General features: G+C 44.2%; 17 protein-coding genes. 14 read left to right on the top strand and 3 right to left on the bottom strand.

The features are described 5' to 3' along the window. Positions 1-2 precede the first annotated feature (2 nt). From sufB to GWP40_RS00135, 7 genes are all read left to right on the top strand, one after another. Complete coding sequence (gene sufB / locus GWP40_RS00160; RefSeq protein ID WP_206182866.1) at positions 3-1451, top strand: Fe-S cluster assembly protein SufB; 1449 nt, start codon at positions 3-5, stop codon at positions 1449-1451. Further along, entirely contained in the window at positions 1451-2731 is a 1281-nt protein-coding gene (sufD, locus tag GWP40_RS00155) for a Fe-S cluster assembly protein SufD (protein WP_212565578.1), read from the top strand. Before sufB ends, sufD begins: the two co-directional genes overlap by 1 nt. Before the next feature lie 200 nt (positions 2732-2931). Beyond that, positions 2932-4404: an Eco57I restriction-modification methylase domain-containing protein gene (locus GWP40_RS00150; protein WP_212565577.1), complete on the top strand. Its 1473-nt coding sequence runs from the start codon at positions 2932-2934 to the stop codon at positions 4402-4404. After that, a complete protein-coding gene (locus GWP40_RS12410; protein WP_230974485.1) occupies positions 4401-4637 on the top strand; it encodes a hypothetical protein in 237 nt (78 codons plus the stop codon). The genes GWP40_RS00150 and GWP40_RS12410 overlap by 4 nt, the downstream gene beginning before the upstream one ends. Next, entirely contained in the window at positions 4582-5358 is a 777-nt protein-coding gene (locus GWP40_RS00145) for a BsuBI/PstI family type II restriction endonuclease (RefSeq protein ID WP_230974484.1), read from the top strand. The genes GWP40_RS12410 and GWP40_RS00145 overlap by 56 nt, the downstream gene beginning before the upstream one ends. Before the next feature lie 88 nt (positions 5359-5446). Beyond that, positions 5447-6643 (top strand): SufS family cysteine desulfurase, encoded by a 1197-nt coding sequence (locus GWP40_RS00140; RefSeq protein ID WP_212565576.1) that lies wholly within the window; start codon positions 5447-5449, stop codon positions 6641-6643. An 8-nt stretch (positions 6644-6651) separates the two neighbouring features. Further along, on the top strand, positions 6652-7437 hold the full coding sequence (locus tag GWP40_RS00135; RefSeq protein WP_212565575.1) for a TIGR00282 family metallophosphoesterase: 786 nt from the start codon (positions 6652-6654) through the stop codon (positions 7435-7437). Between the two features lie 122 nt (positions 7438-7559). Here the strand turns inward: GWP40_RS00135 and trxA are convergent, their stop codons facing one another. Both trxA and GWP40_RS00125 read right to left on the bottom strand, forming a co-directional pair. Then, on the bottom strand, positions 7560-7865 hold the full coding sequence (gene trxA, locus GWP40_RS00130) for a thioredoxin (RefSeq protein WP_212565574.1): 306 nt from the start codon (positions 7863-7865) through the stop codon (positions 7560-7562). Between the two features lie 191 nt (positions 7866-8056). Continuing rightward, complete coding sequence (locus tag GWP40_RS00125; protein WP_212565573.1) at positions 8057-9949, bottom strand: hypothetical protein; 1893 nt, start codon at positions 9947-9949, stop codon at positions 8057-8059. Positions 9950-10058: 109 nt separating this feature from the next. On the opposite strand from GWP40_RS00125, the gene GWP40_RS00120 reads away from it, so the two are divergent. The 3 genes from GWP40_RS00120 (at position 10059) to GWP40_RS00110 (ending at position 14330) form a co-directional block, all read left to right on the top strand. Next, positions 10059-11612 carry a hemolysin family protein gene (locus GWP40_RS00120; protein WP_212565572.1) on the top strand — a complete coding sequence of 518 codons (1554 nt, stop codon included), beginning with the start codon at positions 10059-10061 and terminating at the stop codon, positions 11610-11612. Continuing rightward, a complete protein-coding gene (locus GWP40_RS00115) occupies positions 11609-12871 on the top strand; it encodes a hemolysin family protein (protein ID WP_212565571.1) in 1263 nt (420 codons plus the stop codon). The genes GWP40_RS00120 and GWP40_RS00115 overlap by 4 nt, the downstream gene beginning before the upstream one ends. A 244-nt stretch (positions 12872-13115) precedes the next feature. After that, entirely contained in the window at positions 13116-14330 is a 1215-nt protein-coding gene (locus tag GWP40_RS00110) for a galactokinase (protein WP_212565570.1), read from the top strand. Between the two features lie 164 nt (positions 14331-14494). On the opposite strand, the gene GWP40_RS00105 is transcribed toward GWP40_RS00110, so the two are convergent. Then, complete coding sequence (locus tag GWP40_RS00105; RefSeq protein WP_212565569.1) at positions 14495-15079, bottom strand: DUF4194 domain-containing protein; 585 nt, start codon at positions 15077-15079, stop codon at positions 14495-14497. 189 nt (positions 15080-15268) lie between these two features. Here GWP40_RS00105 and GWP40_RS00100 point away from each other — a divergent pair, with 189 nt between their 5' ends. The 4 genes from GWP40_RS00100 (at position 15269) to GWP40_RS00085 (ending at position 20607) form a co-directional block, all read left to right on the top strand. Continuing rightward, positions 15269-15595 carry a nucleotidyltransferase family protein gene (locus GWP40_RS00100; protein ID WP_212565568.1) on the top strand — a complete coding sequence of 109 codons (327 nt, stop codon included), beginning with the start codon at positions 15269-15271 and terminating at the stop codon, positions 15593-15595. Beyond that, the gene (locus GWP40_RS00095) at positions 15579-15992 is read left to right on the top strand and encodes a HEPN domain-containing protein (RefSeq protein WP_212565567.1); all 414 of its coding nucleotides are present in this window, start codon (positions 15579-15581) and stop codon (positions 15990-15992) included. Before GWP40_RS00100 ends, GWP40_RS00095 begins: the two co-directional genes overlap by 17 nt. A gap of 7 nt (positions 15993-15999) precedes the next feature. Then, positions 16000-16986 carry a Fic family protein gene (locus GWP40_RS00090; protein WP_212565566.1) on the top strand — a complete coding sequence of 329 codons (987 nt, stop codon included), beginning with the start codon at positions 16000-16002 and terminating at the stop codon, positions 16984-16986. Between the two features lie 216 nt (positions 16987-17202). Next, entirely contained in the window at positions 17203-20607 is a 3405-nt protein-coding gene (locus GWP40_RS00085) for an ATP-binding protein (RefSeq protein WP_212565565.1), read from the top strand. Positions 20608-20668 lie beyond the last annotated feature (61 nt).

Here is a 20668-nt window from a genome sequence, read left to right as displayed (position 1 = left end):
CTATGAGTAACGATTTTAGAGATTCCCGCTCGCCCCTGTTTCAAACGCGGAAGCGCACATTTGTTTCCGATATTGAGCGGGGCATTTACGATATAAAGGACAAAATCGATTATCAGTATTCCACCGGTATGGGGCTGAATGAAGATGTGGTACGAAAGATTTCCGCCCGCAAGTTGGAACCCAAGTGGATGCTCGACCTCAGACTGCAATCTTTGCAGTATTTTTTTGAACGGCCGATGCCGGATTGGGGCGCCGATATTTCCGACCTCAATATTCAAGAGATTATTCACTACATTGTTTCGGACGAAAAGCCGATGGCGACCGACTGGGATCAGGTACCGGAGGAGATAAAACAGACCTTTGACCGGCTCGGTATTCCCAAAGCGGAGCAAACCTCGCTGGCAGGCGTCGGCGCGCAGTATGATTCGGAAGTGGTGTATCACAGCCTGCAGAAAAACCTTGCAGACCAAGGGGTTGTGTACCTCGATATGGAATCGGCGGTGCTGCAATACGGTGATCTTGTCCGCGAGCATTTTATGAAGCTGATAAAGCCGAACGATCATAAATTTGCGGCGCTGCACGGTGCGGTATGGTCGGGCGGCTCGTTTGTGTATGTACCCAAAGGCGTCAAGGTAGAGCTGCCGCTGCAATCCTATTTCAGACTGAATGCGAACCAGTCAGGGCAGTTTGAGCACACACTCATCATCGTCGATGAGGGCGCCTATCTGCACTTTATCGAAGGATGCAGCGCACCTAAGTACTATAAAAATGCGCTCCACGCAGGCGCCGTCGAGCTGTATGTCGGTAAAAAGGCGACCATGCGCTATTCCACGATCGAAAACTGGTCGCGGAACCTCTACAACCTGAACACCAAGCGGGCAATCGTAGAAGAAGACGGCGCTATCGAATGGGTGTCCGGTTCGTTCGGCTCGCGTGTTACCATGCTCTATCCTATGAGTATTTTGAAGGGAGACCGCTCGCGCTCCGAGTTTACCGGCGTTACCTTCGCTTCCGCGGGGCAGTGTCTCGACACCGGTACCAAGACTGTACATATCGGAAAGAACACCGTGTCCGAAATGCACTCGCGTTCTATCGCGAAAAACGGCGGCGAATCAAACTACCGCGGTTTGCTGGTTATCGGTAAAGAGGCAACCGGCGCGAAGGCACTCGCCGAATGCGAATCCCTCATGCTGGATAACGAGTCCCGCACCGACACCATCCCGATTATCGAAAATCATACCGACGATGCCGACATCGGACACGAAGCGAAAATCGGACGCATCAGCGATTCGATGATTCTATACCTCATGCAGCGCGGTCTCGACGAAGCGACGGCTAAATCCTTGATTATCAAAGGCTTTGTCGAACCGATCTCCAAAGAGCTTCCGCTCGAATATGCCGTCGAGCTGAATAACCTTATTTCCATTGAGCTTGAGGGGACGATAGGCTGATGAGAAACGACAACTATTTTAAACGGCTCGATTATCATATACAGGATGTACCGACGGCTCCTTTTTCCGGTATCTTTTTTCATACAGGATCTAAGACCGCGCAGTATCTGCCGATTGAAGACTTCCTCAAAACATGCAGTGCGGAGCAGGTTGCAAAAATATTCAATACCGAAAAGTCTCCGCGTGAAAAAAACTGCGGATTGGGAAAGCGGTTTACCGACGAAGCGCAGACAAAGCGGAACAGCGGCTTTTACCTCAAGATTGAAGCTGATAAAGCTGAACACGATAAGGCCGCAGCTTCGGGCAATGCTGATTGCTGCAAGACCGCGGGCGCGAGTTCCGGCACTAATCACGCTCAGAACAGACCCGAAGCAATGCAGGATTTCTTTGTGCGGTTTACGATGGATGCCGTCCATCACGTGCTGTTTGACCGGAGCTATATCGACATAGCGGATAACGCTGCGGCGCGGCTCATCCTGTACTTTGACACCGATGAAAAGACTCCGGCGCTGCAATCATACCGGAACGGACTTATCAGTATTCGTGTCGGGAAACATGCCGCAGTCGAAATTATCAAAATTCAAAACTTTGCAGACACCGCACTCAATTTTGAAACGGTGCGGATGGATGTCGGCAAAAGAGCACGGGTAACCGTTCACGACATACAGCTCGGTTCGCAAAAAAACGGCATCTCCTATTCTTCCTATATGCAGGAAGATTGGGCGGAAGTGTATATCTTCCCGCTGTACTTTGTCGATAAAACGCGCCGGATGGATCTTGAACATAATCTGATTATCAACGGCAAGAGCACGCTATCGGAGATAAAAGCCCGCGGCGCGCTGAAAAACGAGGCGCATAAGGTTTTCCGCGGCAATATTTTCTTGAATAAGGGCTGCTCCGCCTCCGTCGCCCGCTTTGCGGATAACAGTATCATGCTTGATAAAAATGCCGTCGGTACGAGCATCCCGACCATCTTCTGCGATGAGGATGACGTTATCGGAGAGCATGCCGCGAGCTTTGCCGCCATCGATAAAGAAAAACTCTACTATTTAATGACCCGCGGCTTCGACGAACTCAGCGCCAAAAAGCTGATTATCGACGCTGCATTCCGCCCCGTCTTTAACAGTATTCCTGATGAGGCAATACGGGACCGGCTGAACGCAGAATTTGATGCGCGCCTATCAACGCAGATTCAGGCGCAAGCGGATAAAACGACGGCATCCGGTACCGTTCCGGAAAAAACGAGGACAGCGAATATAGGGCAACCGCATCGGAAATAGGTAAAAGTCGCAGAATAAGTGAGGTTGGACGACCATTTGAGACGCAACACGGCGAAACTCCGGTGCGATGCGAGAACTCGTCGACCTATTCGAAAACGAAAGTTTCAGAATAGGTCTAATATCTGATGTGTGGACTGCCTTACGGCAGCTTCTTCCATAGGGAATGGTCTGAAAATCAAAAATATAGTATAGTACTTACTATGGTAGCAGTTGCAGACATACTTGAAAAAGAGCGAAAGGTTCACGCCATTAAAACATCCTTAAATCATAAGGAAGAATTTGGACAGTATTTTACTCCGTATAAAATAGCCCATTTTATGTCATCTTTATTCCCTGTTACTGATAAAAAAATCAAATTGCTTGACCCCGGGGCAGGTATAGGAATACTTTCATGTTCTTTTATGGAACGAATTGCAAAAGAAAATTGGAATACCCCCGGCATTCACATTTCGGCTTATGATATTGATAAAAATATTTATCCTGCTTTAAATGAAAATATAGCCTTATCGAGTTCAGCTTTAAAAAAATCGGATTACAGAATCTTTTCGGAAGATTTTTTAGAAAAAACCTCATTTGAATATACATGGAAAATCAATGAGACATATACGCATGTGATAATGAATCCTCCATATAAAAAAATTCAGACAAATTCAAAAGAACGACAGTCTGCTCGTGCATTTGGTCTTGAAACAGTAAATTTATATTCAGCGTTTATGGGTGCTGCAATTTCACTTACAGAAGATAGCGGCTATATCGTTGCGATCGTTCCGAGAAGTTTTTGTAACGGAGTTTATTACAAAACATTCAGAGAATTTATTTTAAAAAATTGTGCTATTAAATACATTCATCTTTTTGAATCCCGTGATAAGGCATTTAAAGATGAATCTGTTTTGCAAGAAAATATAATAATTATGTTACAAAAGAATGCTGAACAAGGAAATGTAAAAATTTCCTATTGCAACGATGATACTTTTATAGGTTTATCTGCATTAGAAGTTCCTTTCTCTCATATTTTACATAAAAATGACGATGAAAAATATTTTCATATTCCTATAAAACAGAAGGTTGAAAATAGAAATCTGACGGATTACTCAAGTATTAACAACCTCGGTATAAAAGTTTCAACAGGGCCTATTGTTGACTTTAGAATGAAAAATCTTTTGCTTAAAGATTACACGGAAAATTCTAGCCCGCTTGTGTATTCTGTTCATTTAAAAAATCATCGTCTTGCATGGCCTCAGAAATCAAAAAAGCCGAATGCAATTTTTGAATCAGAAAATGTGAAAAAACAACTTTTCTCCAAAGGTTTTTATGTTCTTGTGAAACGTTTTTCTACAAAGGAAGAAAAAAAACGAGTTGTTGCTTCGATTATAACTCCAGATGATTTTATAAAAAACGGTATCGCTTTTGAAAATCACTTGAATGTTTTCCATATAAATAAAACATCTCTTCCAGAAAATGTCGCTTATGGTTTAGTTTGCTGGCTTAATTCAACCTACATTGATGAGAAATTCCGCCTGTTTAGCGGTCATACACAAGTTAATGCAACAGATTTACGCAATCTTCCCTATCCAAATAGCGCTGATCTAGAAAAACTGGGAAAAGGTTTAAGAACTCATAAGGAATGGAATCAAAAACTTTTTGATAAACTTTTGCAGGTTGTAACAAAATGAAAATCGAAGAACAAATAAAACTGAAACTTGACGAAGCTATAGATATTCTTAAAAAATTTGGTATGCCATCAGCCCAACAAAATGAGCGGACAGCTTATTGTTTGCTTTCGCTTTTAAACGTTACTCCTGAAAAAAGAATGGGAAAATGCAGAAAGTCCGCTTGTTGGAATTACACCGATGATGACTTTTGCGAAAGACTACTACAACAAGGAATATGCACCAAACACTCGTGAAACCTTCCGAAGATTTAGTACGCACCAGATGGTACAGGCTGGAATTGTGCTGTATAACCCAGACAAACCTGCTCGCCCGGTGAACAGTCCAAATGCTGTTTATCAGATTTCCCCCGAAGCTCTCAAAGTTATTAAAGCATATAAAACACATCTGTATGATTCATTACTTGCAGATTTTATAAAAAAGAAATCAACTCTTTCTGCTCAATATGCACATGAACGGAAAATGAATATGGTTTCCGTAAAAATCAAAGAAAATCATAGTATTCAAATTTCTCCCGGTAAACATAGCGAATTAATACGAGATATAATTGAGCAGATGGCTCCGCGATTTTTACCGAATAGTACGCTTATTTATGTCGGTGATACCGGAGAAAAGTGGGGATATTACGACCAAGAACTTGCAGGCAATCTTTTATTTAATGTGCAGCAGCATGGAAAAATGCCGGATGTAATCTTATATATTGAAGATAAAAGATGGTTGATACTTGTTGAATCTGTAACATCGCACGGACCAGTTGACAGCAAGCGATACATTGAACTTGAAAATCTATTTGCAAATGTGATTGCGGATAAAGTGTATATCTCAGCATTTCCGGATAAGAAAACATTTATACACTACGCACAAGAAATTGCATGGGAAACAGAAGCATGGATTGCAGATAACCCGACACATATGATTCATTTTAATGGAGATAAGTTTATCGGGCATCATAAATAATGGCACCTAACACCGTTTTCAAAGCTGACAACGCAGACAAGCTGCGTTGCGGTTTAAAACAATGATGTGTTTGTTTTGGAGAGAGATTATGTACAGTAAATATTTTCCATTACTACAAAACAGGAATATTCACTATTTGGATGCTGCCGCAACCGCGCAGCGTCCGCAGACAGTGCTCGACGGAGTACAGGCATACTATACCCGCAGCAACGGGAACGCAGGGCGCGGTTCACATACCCTTGCGATGGAATCTTCCGCATTGATTGAAGCCGCCCGCACTGCGGTAAGTAGTTTTATCGGCACCGACGATTCCGGCGAGGTCATTTTTACCAAGAATGCAACCGAATCGCTCAATATTATTGCGTACTGCTACGGATTGGAGCAGCTCCATGCCGGCGATGAAATAATCATTTCGATTGCCAACCATCACGCAAACCTTATCCCGTGGCAGTTTGTTGCACGGAAAACCGGCGCCGCGCTTCGGTATGTCTACCTTGACGAGCACGGCAACTTCGACATGGCGGGTTTTAAAGCCCTACTCGGTAGCCGCAGCAAGATCGTAGCGGTAACCGCCGCCGTCAATACCACCGGCGTTGTATTTCCGGTACGGGAGATCATCACGGAAGCGCATAAGCACGGCGCCGTCGCTGTTATCGATGCGGCGCAGTCCATTGCACACTTTCCGCACGACGTTGCCGCGTGGGATTGCGACTTCCTTGCGTTCTCGGGACACAAGCTCTACGCGGAGTTCGGCGCCGGGGTGCTGTATGCAAAGCGCGCGCTTATCGAAAAAATGCCACCCTTCCTCTACGGCGGCAGCATGATTGAATTTGTCGGCGAACAAACAAGCGAATTTAAAGCGGGCGGCGCGAAGTACGAAGGCGGCACGCTGGATACCGCAGCAATTCATTCTTTACAGTTGAGTATCGACTTTTTGAAAAAACTCGGGCTTGAAGAAACACACCGCTATGTAGAAAGCCTACACCAAAAGCTCATTGCCGCCTTAAAAAACCTCGACTTTGTAGAAGCATACTATACTGATGCGCAGCGGCGGGTGCCGACGGTCGCCTTTAACGTCAAAGACGTCCATTCGCACGACACCGCATATATTCTGGATGAGCAAGGCGTCATGGTCAGGAGCGGGCACCACTGCACTCAACCTTTAATGGAGTACATGGGTATCAACTCCTGCTGCCGCGCAAGCCTCGGCATCTACAACACGCAGGAAGACATCGACGCCCTCGCCGCTGCCCTCAAAAAAGTGTACGAAATCTTTAAGCGGTAGATGGCATAATGGGTGGTGAACTGACTCTTTTTTTCGGCGGCGATATTTGCGGAACATTTGGCGTCGATATTGCCCTACAGGTGATACCGGAGCTGCTCAAAGCTGAAAAACCGGACTTTATAATTGTAAACGGAGAAAATGCGGCGAAAGGCTCCGGCATAGAATTGGAACAAGCCGAGCGTTTATTTGCTGCCGGGGTCGATGTTATTACCGGCGGAAATCACACTATGGAGCGGTTTGATTTGCGAGCCGGTTTCGGACAGGAACCACGGATACTTCGCCCTGCAAACTACCCGCTTGCGCCGGGCAGCGGTATCATCACCGTGCGTAAACCTCAAGGGACGCTAACGGTGCTGAATATACAAGGGCGAGAAAATATGCGTCCAATTGACTGCCCCTTCCAAACGGTTGACCGTTTATTAGCGGAACAGGCTGACGGAATAGTTATGGTTGATTTCCATGCGGAATCGGTACAGGAAAAAGAAGCGCTCGCGTATTATCTTGACGGGCGTGTCTCCTGTATATTCGGCTCCCATACCCATACGCAAACAGCCGATGAGCGTATCCTCGCAGGAGGTACCGGCTATATTACCGATGCAGGCATGATAGGAGCATACCATTCGATCATCGGCAGCTCTATTGAGGCTGCCGTAGCCCGAAGCCTCACGCTTACCCCGCAAACCTTCGACATACCGGAAAGCGGAGAAGCACTATTCTGCGGTATCATCGCAAAGGTATCATCGGAAACAAAAAAAACGCTTTCGTTAAAACGAATATATAAGGCAGAGATTTAATGGCCGGTACTTTTGCATGACCGAAATTGACCGGTCAGCATTTCCTAAAATATTTTCTTAAATTTATGCAGAAGGTTTACAACCCCGGTACGAGCGTCGGGGTTGTTGATTGTTTGCTTAATTTAGAGCAATGCCAGTATCTTGGCTTTATCAATAAATCCGAGCGAGCGTTTAACTTCTTTTCCGTTTTTGAAAAGGATAAGCGTCGGAATACTGGTAACTCCGAATCTTACTGCAAGGTCTTGCTGTTCGTCTACATTGACCTTTGCAAGAACGGCTTTTCCGTTGACTTCCTTTTCCGCTTCTTCAAAAACGGGTCCAAGCATCTTACAAGGCCCGCACCACGGCGCCCAGAAATCTACCAATGCGGTTTCAGCTCCATTGATTGTCTTATCAAAATTTTCCTGATTTAAGTGTAGTATCGCCATACCAATGTCCTCCATAAACACGAAATACGTTATTTAGGGCATCTCTAAAAACTCAGTTAGATTTTTAGAGGCTCCTATTAAGATACCTTTAAGATACAAAAAAAGAACGCTATCGAATAGAGAACGTGCAGTTTTTTTCTGTTTAGGTAACTTCGACTTCTGAACCCGGCATCAGCGTTATACATTTCTTATTACACAGAATGCAGCACAAGCCATAATATATAATATTCCGTATAAAGTCTTAATGCACTTTTATTTTTTACTTTTGCCAAACCGGGCGTACTGACAATTGCATCCGCCAGATTACGAATACGGTCTGATGTCAGTTTAGCAAAGGACTGCGTTCTATGCGCTATCTTAACCTGATCTCTGATAAAAGAGTTTACATCCTCGGTATTTTGCTTTCTAATTACCGGATCGATAATCGTATTCCATAGATCGAGCTGCTCAATAATACAATCCTGTATGCTTTTATTTGCAGGAATAAACTCGGCCTGTAATTCGCTCGCAATTTCCCGTGGTGAAATTTTTTTATTAGTAGTTCCCGGTTGCTGCGGCATAGTTTCGGTCTTGGAATTTTCTGTTCGAGCGGTGCGGCGATCCTTCTTTGGACGCATAAAGAAAGCAATAATAGAAGATATGATAGGAATCGTATACCAGAAAGGCAACAGAATTTTTGCATCCGTTAAAAGTTCTTGCCTATTCATCATAAATAAGTCGATATAGGACAATAACCGGTCACGGGAAAATATTCTCCGAATTTCCGCAGCTTGATGTTCCGTAATACGTTTATCGGCTGAGAGCATTGGAATAAACGGTGCTCCCAGTAAGGCATACAAGACCGGCACGTATTCAGCACAGAGGGTCTTTAATAATTGGTTAAATGCCGAATCGGTGTGCATTGCCTCGGATTGTTCAAACCGTATCAGCTGTTGATACCATTTCTTTAAACAAACATCCCGCAATTTTTTTCGGTTATCGTTTACCAGCGAGATAATTAATGGTACCGTCTTATCCAACATGATGTAATACCGCTCCCCATCAGGAGTTTTGAAACTGAGAAGATCGGGTAAATTAGCATCTCCATCCGAACCGGTTTTTTCCTGTATATATTCCTCAAGATCACTTTGACTATATTGCCCGAGCAACGGTACTCCACGGGAATCTTTAAAATTAACAATGGCAGCCTTATTAAAATAATATGGAGGTTTCTGAAGTGCCAAATCGAGATTCTTTAGGGCAGTTTCTCGTTGAAGCGACTGCTGCGTCTTATTCCGATAATAGTTATTCAGATATTCGATAATAAAGATAGCCTGCAAAATGGTGATTTCATCGCTCATTTTTTCGGTTTTCTTCGAAAATTCTTGTTTTACAACGGAACAAAGATAGCTCCAGTACAAATATACATCACCCGATTTTTTTAATGTGTACATTGCTTCGGACGAGTGGGCCTGAATCGTAAGGATAAACTTTCTAATTGAATACTCTTTTCCGGGGTTTGCCGTTATCAATTTTTTTTGAATAAAATCTCGTAATTCATCCTTCTGAAAGAAGAACCGTAATTTTGCGATTGCAAGATCCAGCATTTGATCGGTAGAAAAATTTCCCGGGAAAATAAGCGGAGGGGTGTCGTCAGGAAACATAAGCTGATACAGAAAGGTATCGTTTTCCGGTTCCGGCTGCAACTCGGTAAAATCGGTATTGATTCTAATATAACGGAGAAAACGCTTGGAAAAATTCTGCGGTATTGCGCTGGCAAGCGGAAAAGGTAATTCAGGTTTTTCACGAATCATCTCGTATTGACGTGTCACCTTATCGAGAAAATAGAATGGGACAAAGACAACTTTACCTTTCCGTTTGTCGTCGATAAGCTCTACTTTCCCTTCCGATTCAAGAGCTTCCAGCTCCGTTAACAATCTTGTTTCCGATATATCAATGAAAGAAGCAACATCAGGCTTTTCGGCTATGTTTCTTTGAGCATACTTTCGTAAATAATCGGTTAATTCGCTAATCCCAACAAATGGACTATTAAAGCGCAGAGCATAAGTGCGCAAAATATCCGGGAGTCTTACACTAACAGCCATTTGTTTCTTATTATTGCATACTTTTCCTAATTGAACAAGAGGACGGGTAAAGTATGCACATATAAAAATTGACATTTTTAATAATTCCTTTTAATATACTCTATCGAATATGGATACTGGAGAACCCCCGCATATAATCTTACTGCTCGTCAGTTTGTTGGCGCTGTTTTTGCTGTCGATGTTTTTTTCGTCGGCGGAAACGGCGTTCCTGTCTTTGAATAAGCTCAAGCTGCGGTTTTTACGTGAACGGAACAACCGTGCGGCGGCGCGGGCGGAAAAAATTCTACAAAATAAACAAAAATTTTTATCGACGATTTTAATCGGAAATAGTATTGTCAACATCGCTATTTCCGTAGTGCTGACTGCTGCTGCGCTGCGGATATTCGGGGATTCCGGACTGGGGATTGCGGTCGCCGCCGGTACGGTGCTGCTGCTGATCTTCGGCGAAATTTTGCCTAAGTCGATTGCGTTGGTGTATCCCGATGCGTTGAGCCTTGCCTTTGCCCGCTTCATTCTATTATTGATGGCGATCCTTTCGCCGGTTGTTGCGCTTTTTTCTGCGGTTACCGGCGTATTGCTGCGGCTTTGCGGCATCCGTGAAGCGCAAAACACGGCGGCTGTTACCGAGGCGGATTTACGTGACTTTTTTCAAGCACGGGAGGAAAGCGGCTTTATCGGCAGCGACGAACGCGCCGTGCTGACGAATATCCTGCGTTACGGCGACTTTTCCGTTCGCAGCGTGATGACGCCGCGGCGCGACATTGCGGCAATTCACATCGGAGCATCTGCGGAAGAAATTATAGAGCTATCAAAAAAATCCCGATTTTCGCGCTTTCCGGTATACAGTACGAATATCGATGAAATACAAGGTTTCTTCTATATTAAAGACTTTCTCTTTTCCCCTGAGTACTTAGACGGAAGCGCTGCCTTTCAGGTAAGGGCCTATCTGCGTAAGCCGCTTTTTGTGTTTGAAACAACGAAGCTCGCTCAAGTGGAAAAAAAGTTCCATACCGAGCAGCAGACAATGGCGATTGTACTTGACGAGTACGGCGGCACTGCAGGATTGATAACCGTCGAGGATGTCAGCGAAGAAATATTCGGCAGTATTCTTGACGAATATGATGTACGGACAGGCGTGAACTCTCATACCACTGCGGCAGATATAAACATACACGATGATACGGCCGAAACGGCAGCGGCAGCGCAGGCTGTATCCGATAACGCATCAACAGCTTTACCGGCGGTAAGCAAATCCGAGCAGGCAGCGGCTATAGCGGTAACTGAAGCCGGCGCACCATCGGCGGCAAATGAATTCGGAGATATATCAAATTCCGTACCGGTAAGCTCATCCTCAACCGCACCGGTACAGGCAGGAGCCGATGGTATAGGCGGCGATAATACAGTGACTGCCCGTAATGAAGCGGAAGCGCCATCGACCTTCACCATCGCAGGCGTTACACGGCTCGCCGATTTAAACGAACAGCTGAACCTCAACCTTGAATCGCAGTATAGCGACACCATCGGCGGCTACATTATGGAGAAAGCAGGGGAAATTCCGGCGGCAGGTTATGCAATCACCGTTGAGCCGTATCGTTTTACCGTAACAAAGGTTGAAGCAAACCGTATTGTGCAAGTTGAAGTGCGGATGCAGGCGGAAGAATGAAGCTCGTTATAATCAGTGTTGAAATAATTATCCTACTTGCCTGCGCAGCCTTTTTTTCCGGTACGGAAACGGCGGTAACCGCTATTACGCGATCGGAATACCGCAGCCTCAAAAAAAGTTCCCGTAAGAGCGCACAGCGGTTGGCTCGGCTGGTGGAGATGAAAGAAAAAATCGTTACGACCGCGCTTATCGGCACCAATTTTGTCAACACGTTGAACTCGGGGCTTATTACCGCCTTTACCCTCAATGTGTTCGGTGCGCAAGCGGTTCCCGCAGCGACTGCGATTATTACCGTGCTCATCATCATCCTTGCCGAAATTTTCCCCAAAGCGCTGGCAACCGAACGGGCGGAATCGATCGGCAAGAAAGCCTCGCTGCCGTTGTATGTGTGCTACACACTGCTCCGCCCCATTGTGGCGGTATTTTCGCTGCTGACAAAAGCGGTGCTCAGGCTGTGTAATGCCCGCCCGAAAACAACGCCGGATACGCTTCAAGAAAAAGACCTCCAACTGCTCGTGCATATCGGGCAAGAAGACGGCGCCCTCGCCGCCGGAGAAGAAGCACTGTTGCGCAAAGCCGTTTTGCTGCAGGATGTAAAACTCCGCAATATTATGACGCCGCGTACGGCGATTACTTACGTTGATTCCGCCGCGACTTTTCCGCAAGTCATTGAACAGTTCCGCCGCAGCCGTTTTTCCCGATTGCCTGTCTACAATGCCGAAACAAAAACCGTTACCGGTATTATCCATTATAAGACGCTGCTGTTTGCTTTGCAGGAGCGGCGGGAGCCGAACATTGAGACTTTGCAGCGTCCTGCAATTTTTGTTCCCGAGGGAGCTTCCATCTTTTCTATTATCAAAGCGATGAATGCCAAGATGCAAAATATCGCAATCGTCATCAATGAACACGGCGGCGTAGCGGGGCTCATTACGATGGATGATATCATTGCCGCAGTGTTCAGTACGGTGCAGGATGAGTACGGTAAGGCGCGGAACGATCCGATGCGTTCGGTACGCTTTATCAATACATCGCAGCTTGTTCTCCCCGGTGCGTTAAAGCTGGAAGATTGCAACGAATTACTGCACACCGATTTTCACTCCGATTATTATGACACACTCGGCGGTTTTCTACTTGAAAAATGGGGATATTTACCGCATACTAAAGAGAGAATCACTTGCGGGCGGATAACGTTTACCGTTACTCATATTATCAATAGACGAATCGATACCGTCATCGCAGATCTTTCATCGGTACTGTAAGCGGCTGCTTATAAGACATCCGCCTCAAAATGCCGAAAATAAGAGTAACGATGCAAAAAGCATCAGCTGCCGGAAGTCTATTTTAAAAGACGGGTAATCGCAGCAGACAGATAAATCAGAATCGCCAAATAAATAAGGCGTGGCAACCATTTGAACCGCAGGTTCAACTCTGGTTGAACAGCCTTATTTAGTTGGCGGGAATACTTCAAAAATGTCTGCTGCGATTACCCAAGAGAGGATCACCATGACACAGCATGACTTTATACAGTTTTTAACCGATTTGCCGGAAGAACAGATGAAGGCGGAATTGACAAAGGCTTTTACCGAGCGGTACGGAGCAGGTACGGAAGAAATCATGATGATTGCCTCCCCTGCCCGTATCAATATTATCGGGGAGCATATCGACTATAACGGGGGGAAGGTGTTTCCTGCGGCGATCAATCGGTACCTCTATGTGCTGCTGCGCAAGAGAGCCGATACAACGATTATCTATGATGATATACGGTTTCCGGGTGCACTTGAATTTTCCTCTACGGAAACTTTCCGGTACCGGAGAGAAAATCAATATGCGAACTATCTGAACGGTATGCTCGCGATGCTGCAAAAAGGCGGATACAAACTGACAAGCGGTTTTGAGGTACTGTTTTTTAGCAAATTGCCGGCAGGCGGCGGTATTTCTTCGTCGGCTGCGCTGGAAGTCGGATTCGGACGGGCAGTCGCCGAATTGTTCGGCTTTAAGGTTGATGCGGTAGAACTTGCTAAAATGGGGCAGGAGTCTGAGCATGTTTTTATGAATATGCAGTGCGGAATTATGGATCAGTTCAGTATTGCAATGGGTAAAAAAGAATGTGCGATGCTGCTTGATACGGCAACGCTTGAGTATGAATATGTACCGCTTGTTCTGGGTGATTATCGTATTGTTGTGATGAACTCCAATAAGCAACGTGCGCTTGTGGACTCAAAGTATAATGAACGCTGCGCCGAATGTATGGAAGGTCTTGCTCTTTTACAAAAGATTAAGACCGTTTACAATCTCTGTGACTTGACCTCTGCTGATTTGACTGCGGTTGAGGCGGCAATAGCCGATGAGCGTATCTTTAAACGGGTGCGCCATTGTATTACGGAAAACGAACGGGTCCTTGCTGCGGTCGCGGCTCTAAAAGCCGGTAACTTGCCGAAACTCGGTGAACTGCTCAAGGCATCCCATGACTCGTTACGGCGCGACTATGAAGTAACCGGTCTTGAACTTGATACGCTTGCCGATGCCGCTAATGCTGAACCGTGTTGCTTAGGTGCGCGGATGACCGGTGCGGGATTCGGCGGTTGTGCCATTGCCTTAGTGCAAAAAGATGCCATTGCGGAATTTACCACCCGTGTCGGCAACGCCTATACCGAAAAGACAGGCTTGACGGCTTCCTTTTTTGCCTGTGAGGCAGGAGACGGCGCACGGCGGGTTTAAAGGTCTGCGTATCCTATTTCTGAAAGATTAACTGGGTAGCTCTAAAAATCTAACCGAGCTGTTAGAGCTGCCCAACTATTAAAACTCACGAAAAAAGCAAACCGGCTGTAGGAAGAATTTTTTGGTCTATGGGCAGGGGCGGAAAATATTGGGTTAGCCGGTTTCTAAAGCTTTTGCAGCCGCTCTTTAAATTCCGCTAAAAAATCGACACTGACTTTTGCCCGTATTATTCTGCGGACTTCATACGCAGGGTCAATATCTGCATCACCTGTTTTGCTGAGGTCTTTTTCGCTCAAGTTTTTAAGAAAGCCTATATCGACAGCTTGATTTAAATACCTATTTAATTCTTTATAGAGTTTTGTTTGATCGGTTTTTTCTTTAAAATAGATGGAAAGCATTCCACGGATTTCACTCGCTTTAAGTACTAAAATTGAAGATGTATTTTGAGAAACATCGAACTGCTCCAAGGCCTCCCTCAACAGTACACACAGCAATGATAACTCAAATGACAGCGGATAATGCCGGATAAGCTTAACAGATTTAGAATCCCCTTCTTCGCTCTCTTTTTGCTCTAAAAATGCGTAGCCGTCGGCCGGTTCAATAAAGAGGCTGATACCGATTTGGTCAAAATATGCGGCAATTTCACGCTGGTATTGCTGCAAGAGCTTCCATGCCTCAGGTTCCTCATTTTCGTAAATAGCCCCTTGTAACAATTTTATACAGACTGCCGCCCACTGTGCCGTCATCATTCAGCCTCCTATGACTGCTCCTTTTTTAACGGTCAGTATATCCTATTTCTGAAAGATTGACTATTAAAAACCCACAACAAAAGAACGGGACATAATAGTATACAGTAGCAGCTTTTGAACTGAAGCAGAACAAAACATTAAAAGCGCAAGGTAGCGGAATCGTCAAAAATTTGGTATAATAACATACTAATGATAACTGAAGAGATCCGGCAAATAGCCGAAAAAATTAGAGAAGCGCTTGACCCGGAACGGATTTATTTGTTCGGCTCCTACGCACGCAATCAAGAAACCGAAACGAGCGACTATGATTTTTATGTTGTGGTAGATGAACGGGAAGAAAGCGAAACACCGTTACTTTTATGCGATAAAGCTTATTTTGCAATTTTTGATATTCAGGCAAAGCCGTGCGATGTTATCGTAAATTATAAAGAGCATTTTGAAAAACGAAAGCTCTATCCGACGCTGGAAAAAACGGTTGCAAAAGAGGGGGTAGTGTTATATGAAAAAGGAGCTTGAAGGTACAATAAAAGAATGGCTGCGCTTTGTTGAAATGGATCAAAATACGGCGCACCATCTTTTTGAAACCATGCATCCAAAGCCTCTGGAAATTATTTGTTTCCATTGTCAGCAAGCTGCTGAAAAAGCAATTAAAGCTTTATTTGTATTAAAGGAAATTGAAATCGTTAAAATCCACGATTTGGGAATGTTGATTAAAATGATACAAACGGAGATAGTGTTTCCTGATACGATAAAAATTTCCGCCATCAGTTTAACAAAATATGTGGCAACTTTTCGGTACCCGCAATCTCCCGACTTTGACGAAGCACTTACAAGAAAAGCGCTCGCTGATATGGAAACCGTTATAACATGGTGCAAAGAACAAATTGTATTAGCCGGTTATGAGATAGAATAAGACACCGATGCAATACGAACCACCATTTAAGATTACGTCAAAAGCGATAAACCTGATTTCCGAAATATCCGAAAAAATCGGAGAGATACAGCATTTTGAAAATACCGAGCACAGTGTGCAGTTAAGGAAAAAGAACCGCATTCAAACGATTCATTCTTCGCTGGCGATTGAAAATAATTCATTAACTATCGAACAGATTACCGCAATTATTGAGGGAAAACGAGTACTCGGTTCTCCGAATGAGATACAAGAAGTAAAAAACGCCGTGCAAGCGTATGAACTGCTTTTAACGCTCAATCCATATAAAGAACAAGATTTACTGCATGCACACCGCTTGATGATGCATGAGCTGGTGAACCGCAGCGGTAAGTATAGAAGAGACGGGGTTAGCATTTTTGACGGCAAAAATGTCGTTCACGTAGCGCCCCCTGCCGACCGGGTTCCGTTTTTGATGGGCGATTTATTCCAATGGCTGAAAGATACCGACGCGCATCCGCTCATTAAGAGCAGTGTATTTCATTATGAGTTTGAATTTATCCATCCTTTTGAAGACGGTAACGGCCGAATGGGACGATTATGGCAAACTGTAATCTTGAAAGACTGGAAACCTTTTTTTGCATGGCTGCCTATTGAAACCTTGATCAAAGAGCACCAAAATGACTATTATCAAGCCTTAGGATTAAGCGATGCCAATTCCGATAGTACGGCGTTCATTGAGTTTATGCTGTCGGTGATTTTAGATACTATTGAAGCTATCCTTAAAACTGAATCAAAGATTACTGTAAAGATTACTCAAAAGATTACTGTAAATCAGCAAAAAATCATACAGGCAATAAAGGATAATCCCTACATCACACAAGAAGAGCTTGCAGCAGTTGTCGGCATTGCCCGGTTGAATATTATTAAGAACATGAAAAAACTGCAAGAACAACATATTATCACCCGTGTCGGCGCTGACAAAAACGGCTACTGGCATATTGAAGAGAATAACTAAGGATAATAATAGGGTAATAGTTAATGTTTACGGAACGGCCTATTTTTTTTCAAAACAAGCAAGGTAAACACATCAGCCACCCAGACCACATATCGCAAAATAAGAGGTTGGAACACCATTTGAGCCGCAAAGCGGCGAAACTCTGGTGGTACAGCCTCTCATTTTGCGGGAATATACTCCAAAATGGCTGATGCGTTTACCTTAGGAGAACGGCTAATGCAATTCGATTTATTAAAAACCGAAGATATTGATAAGAACGGTGTGTATCTTGATTTTTTTCAAGTGTACAACTGGGGCGTTTTTGATTCCAAGGTGTATACGATGCGGTGTGGAAAGAAGGCGACGCTGTTGACCGGCTTAAACGGTTCCGGGAAGACGACGCTGGTGGATGCTTTTTTGTCGCTTATCGTGCCGCCGCGGCAGCGTTTTTATAACCAATCCGCCGGAGCGGAGAGTAAACGGGAACGCGATGAAATCAGCTATGTACTAGGTACATACGGGAGCAAACGCGAGGAAGAATTTACCTCCGGCACCGCGAAGAATTTACGCACAAAAGAAAACTGTATTTCTATTTTGCTCGGCTGCTTTGTGTTGGGAGATGATCAGGGGCCGATAACGCTTATGCAGGTGCGCTTCTTTTCCGGCGGCGGAGCCTTGCAAAAAATCTATTCGATAACGCATACGCGGCTTTCAATTGAAGAGATACAAAAAGCAGGGATTGATTTTACACCGCAGAGCAATTGGAAAAAACGCATGACCGAAGTATTCGGAACCAAATTTTACGTCGATAATTTTGCCCCGTATGCAGAAGCATTCTCTCAGCTTGCAGGCTTGCGTTCGGATCGGGCGCTCTATCTTTTTTCCCAAACGGTTGGACTGAAAGGAGTCGGCAACTTAAATGACTTTATTAGAACCTATATGTTTGAAGGCCGCGATACCGAACGCGATTTTGATGATTTGGTAAAGCATTACGAAGAGCTTTCTCAGATATACAACGAGATAGAAAAAGCGCAAGAACAGCTGAGGCTGCTGCAGGAAATTTTAGATGCCGGAAAAATATTTGAAGACTGCGAGCAAAAGAACAGAACATTAAAACAGTTCAAAATGATTTTACAGCTGTGGTATATACAAACAGTCCTAAATACGATTACAAAACGAATAGTTGTTTTGCAGCAAGAAAAGTTGCTTGCTGATAATAAAAGAAATATGCTTGAAGCTGAAATAAAACAGCTTGATGCCGATATGGATTCGCTCAAAGCAGTTATTCAAAAAAACAGCACGGCAATTCTGATCAAAGAAATTGAGCATAAGATTCAATTCAATGAATTACGGTTGCAGACATGCCGGAATAATGTGCGGGACTATGAACAGTGCGCCCGTGTTTTATCTTTGGAAATTCCGCAAACGGAAAAGAAATTTAATGCGAATGCAGCATTGCTACCGAAATTGAAAGAAAAACTCAGTAAAGAAAAAGATGACCTTTACGAATCAAGCCTTGAACGGAATACGCAAAATCAAGCATATAAAAAAGAACAGCAAATGATAATCGAAGAATTGGCATCACTCAATAAACGGACGACAAATATCCCTGCGCATAATATCGATATACGGGATCAAATATGCGCACATATCGGCTGCTCGGAAAAAGAACTGGTGTTTGCCGGAGAGCTATTGCAGGTTGCAAAAGAAGAAAGCCGATGGGAAGCTGCGATAGAAAAACTGCTGCATAACTTTGCGTTATGTCTGCTGGTGCCTCCTCACCTCTATACAAAAGTGAATACGTATGCGGCAACACATAATTTACGGGGACGGCTCGTCTATCTTAAAACCGATACCAAACCGCAGCTGAAAAAGAACATACCCGAAAAAAATTCACTTATTGCGAAATTGGAAATACAGCGGAAGCATGAACTTTCCGATTGGCTTGAAGCATATTTGCATGATACGTTCGATTATATCTGTACGGATGATACGGAAGCATTTAGTAGGGCGGCCAAGGCGCTTACCTCAACAGGTTTAATTAAGGCAAAAATACGTCACGAAAAAGACGATCGTCCGCAGCATTCGGGACGGCAAACCTTTGTACTCGGATGGGATAATATTCAAAAGCGGCAGGAACTTTCGTTCAGCTTGAAAAAACTGCAAAACGAAATTGCGAAAAACGATACCGCGCTGGAAGACAGCAAGAAAAAACAAGATGATATAACCGGTCAGCTTGCTATCTTGAGCAGTTTGGAAAAGATGCAATTCTGGGATGATCTTGATGTGCAAAAATATTCGGCTGCATTGAATGCGTCTCTTGAAGAAAAGGAAGCTATTCTCCGCGGAGACAAAGAATTGCGGCAGCTTGAAAATAAATTGCAAAGTTTGCAAATTGAAAAGCAAACAAAAGAAGAAGCGCGTACCGGTGCTATTACAGCAGCCTCAAAAGCGGAACAGCAGCTGACGGATATCCGCATCAAACAGGAACGATTTACCGCTCAGCTGCATCAGTATGCCGATAGAGAAAGTGAAGAAATGCAAAGAGCGCTCGCTATTTTTACAGAGCATTTCAGTGTACAAAAAACTTTTGAACAGCCTGAAGCCGTTGATACCGAACGGGATCGGATTGAATCGGCATTGAATAAAGAGAGCGAACAGGCGGAAACAGCTGTCAGAAATGCGGAGCGGAAAGTCCGCGAAAAAATGTCCGCAGTGAAAAACCCTAAGCCGGATATAAAGCGGAAGTTTCCGTCATGGGAGGCCGATGTACGGGACTTCCAAGCGGAAGTATCGGGGCTTGCAGACTTTCAAGCCTTTTACGATCGAGTGAATCGCGATGATTTACCTTCGTGCCGGAAAAAATTTAAGCTTATTTTTAATGAGCACGTAAAAAACGATATTACCAATTTTAAGACCATACTTGATACCGGACGTCAGCAGATTATTGTCGGAATAGAGGAATTGAATAAAAGCTTAAAAACAATTCCCTACAGCAAAAATCCTCCGACGTATATCAAGCTGGAAAACCGCAAAACAACCGATCAGTCCATAAAAGATTTTCAGGCTCTGTTGTTAGCTGCATTGCCTGACTCCGCCTCCATTTTTAACCGCACATCCGGTTCGGAATTTGAAGAGTATAAAAAAATTGAAACGCTGATTGCCTACTTAAAAGAAAATGATCCGCGCCGTAAAAAAGTGCTGGACGTGCGCCAGTGGTTTAATTTTGCCGCTATTGAATATTATCTCAACGATAATACGCAAAAACAATATTACGAAGATTCTGCAAGTTTGTCGGGCGGAGAAAAATCAAAATTAACCTATACGATTTTAGCATCGGCAATTGCATTTCAATTCGGCATTACCGGTGGAGAGGGATATTCGTTACGGCTGGTGATCATCGATGAGGTATTCAGCAAAATCGATATGGATAATTCGTGCTATGCAATGGAGCTGTTTAAAGAGATCGGACTCCAGATGATTCTTGTAACACCGATGGATAAAATCAACATCGTAGAAGATTATATCGCATCGGTTCACATTACCGAAAAGCATAACGATAATACCTCGCGCCTACTGAATATCACGATTGACCGATATCAAAAAGAAAAGGAAAGAGTAACTACAAGCGGTATATTGTAAGGGGTATTATTTTCACGGTATGAGGTAAATGCATCAGATAGTATTGCTGATACGTTTGTGA

This window comes from Treponema vincentii, from assembly GCF_018336815.1.
Classification (GTDB): domain Bacteria; phylum Spirochaetota; class Spirochaetia; order Treponematales; family Treponemataceae; genus Treponema.
This window is presented reverse-complemented; position numbering and strand designations above follow the sequence as displayed.

Coding starts and splice junctions, on each gene's coding strand:
- sufB (WP_206182866.1), top strand. CDS start 3: ATGAGTAACGATTTTAGAGATTCCCGCTCGCCCCTGTTTCAAACGCGG.
- sufD (WP_212565578.1), top strand. CDS start 1,451: ATGAGAAACGACAACTATTTTAAACGGCTCGATTATCATATACAGGAT.
- GWP40_RS00150 (WP_212565577.1), top strand. CDS start 2,932: ATGGTAGCAGTTGCAGACATACTTGAAAAAGAGCGAAAGGTTCACGCC.
- GWP40_RS12410 (WP_230974485.1), top strand. CDS start 4,401: ATGAAAATCGAAGAACAAATAAAACTGAAACTTGACGAAGCTATAGAT.
- GWP40_RS00145 (WP_230974484.1), top strand. CDS start 4,582: ATGATGACTTTTGCGAAAGACTACTACAACAAGGAATATGCACCAAAC.
- GWP40_RS00140 (WP_212565576.1), top strand. CDS start 5,447: ATGTACAGTAAATATTTTCCATTACTACAAAACAGGAATATTCACTAT.
- GWP40_RS00135 (WP_212565575.1), top strand. CDS start 6,652: ATGGGTGGTGAACTGACTCTTTTTTTCGGCGGCGATATTTGCGGAACA.
- trxA (WP_212565574.1), bottom strand. CDS start 7,865: ATGGCGATACTACACTTAAATCAGGAAAATTTTGATAAGACAATCAAT.
- GWP40_RS00125 (WP_212565573.1), bottom strand. CDS start 9,949: ATGGCTGTTAGTGTAAGACTCCCGGATATTTTGCGCACTTATGCTCTG.
- GWP40_RS00120 (WP_212565572.1), top strand. CDS start 10,059: ATGGATACTGGAGAACCCCCGCATATAATCTTACTGCTCGTCAGTTTG.
- GWP40_RS00115 (WP_212565571.1), top strand. CDS start 11,609: ATGAAGCTCGTTATAATCAGTGTTGAAATAATTATCCTACTTGCCTGC.
- GWP40_RS00110 (WP_212565570.1), top strand. CDS start 13,116: ATGACACAGCATGACTTTATACAGTTTTTAACCGATTTGCCGGAAGAA.
- GWP40_RS00105 (WP_212565569.1), bottom strand. CDS start 15,079: ATGATGACGGCACAGTGGGCGGCAGTCTGTATAAAATTGTTACAAGGG.
- GWP40_RS00100 (WP_212565568.1), top strand. CDS start 15,269: ATGATAACTGAAGAGATCCGGCAAATAGCCGAAAAAATTAGAGAAGCG.
- GWP40_RS00095 (WP_212565567.1), top strand. CDS start 15,579: ATGAAAAAGGAGCTTGAAGGTACAATAAAAGAATGGCTGCGCTTTGTT.
- GWP40_RS00090 (WP_212565566.1), top strand. CDS start 16,000: ATGCAATACGAACCACCATTTAAGATTACGTCAAAAGCGATAAACCTG.
- GWP40_RS00085 (WP_212565565.1), top strand. CDS start 17,203: ATGCAATTCGATTTATTAAAAACCGAAGATATTGATAAGAACGGTGTG.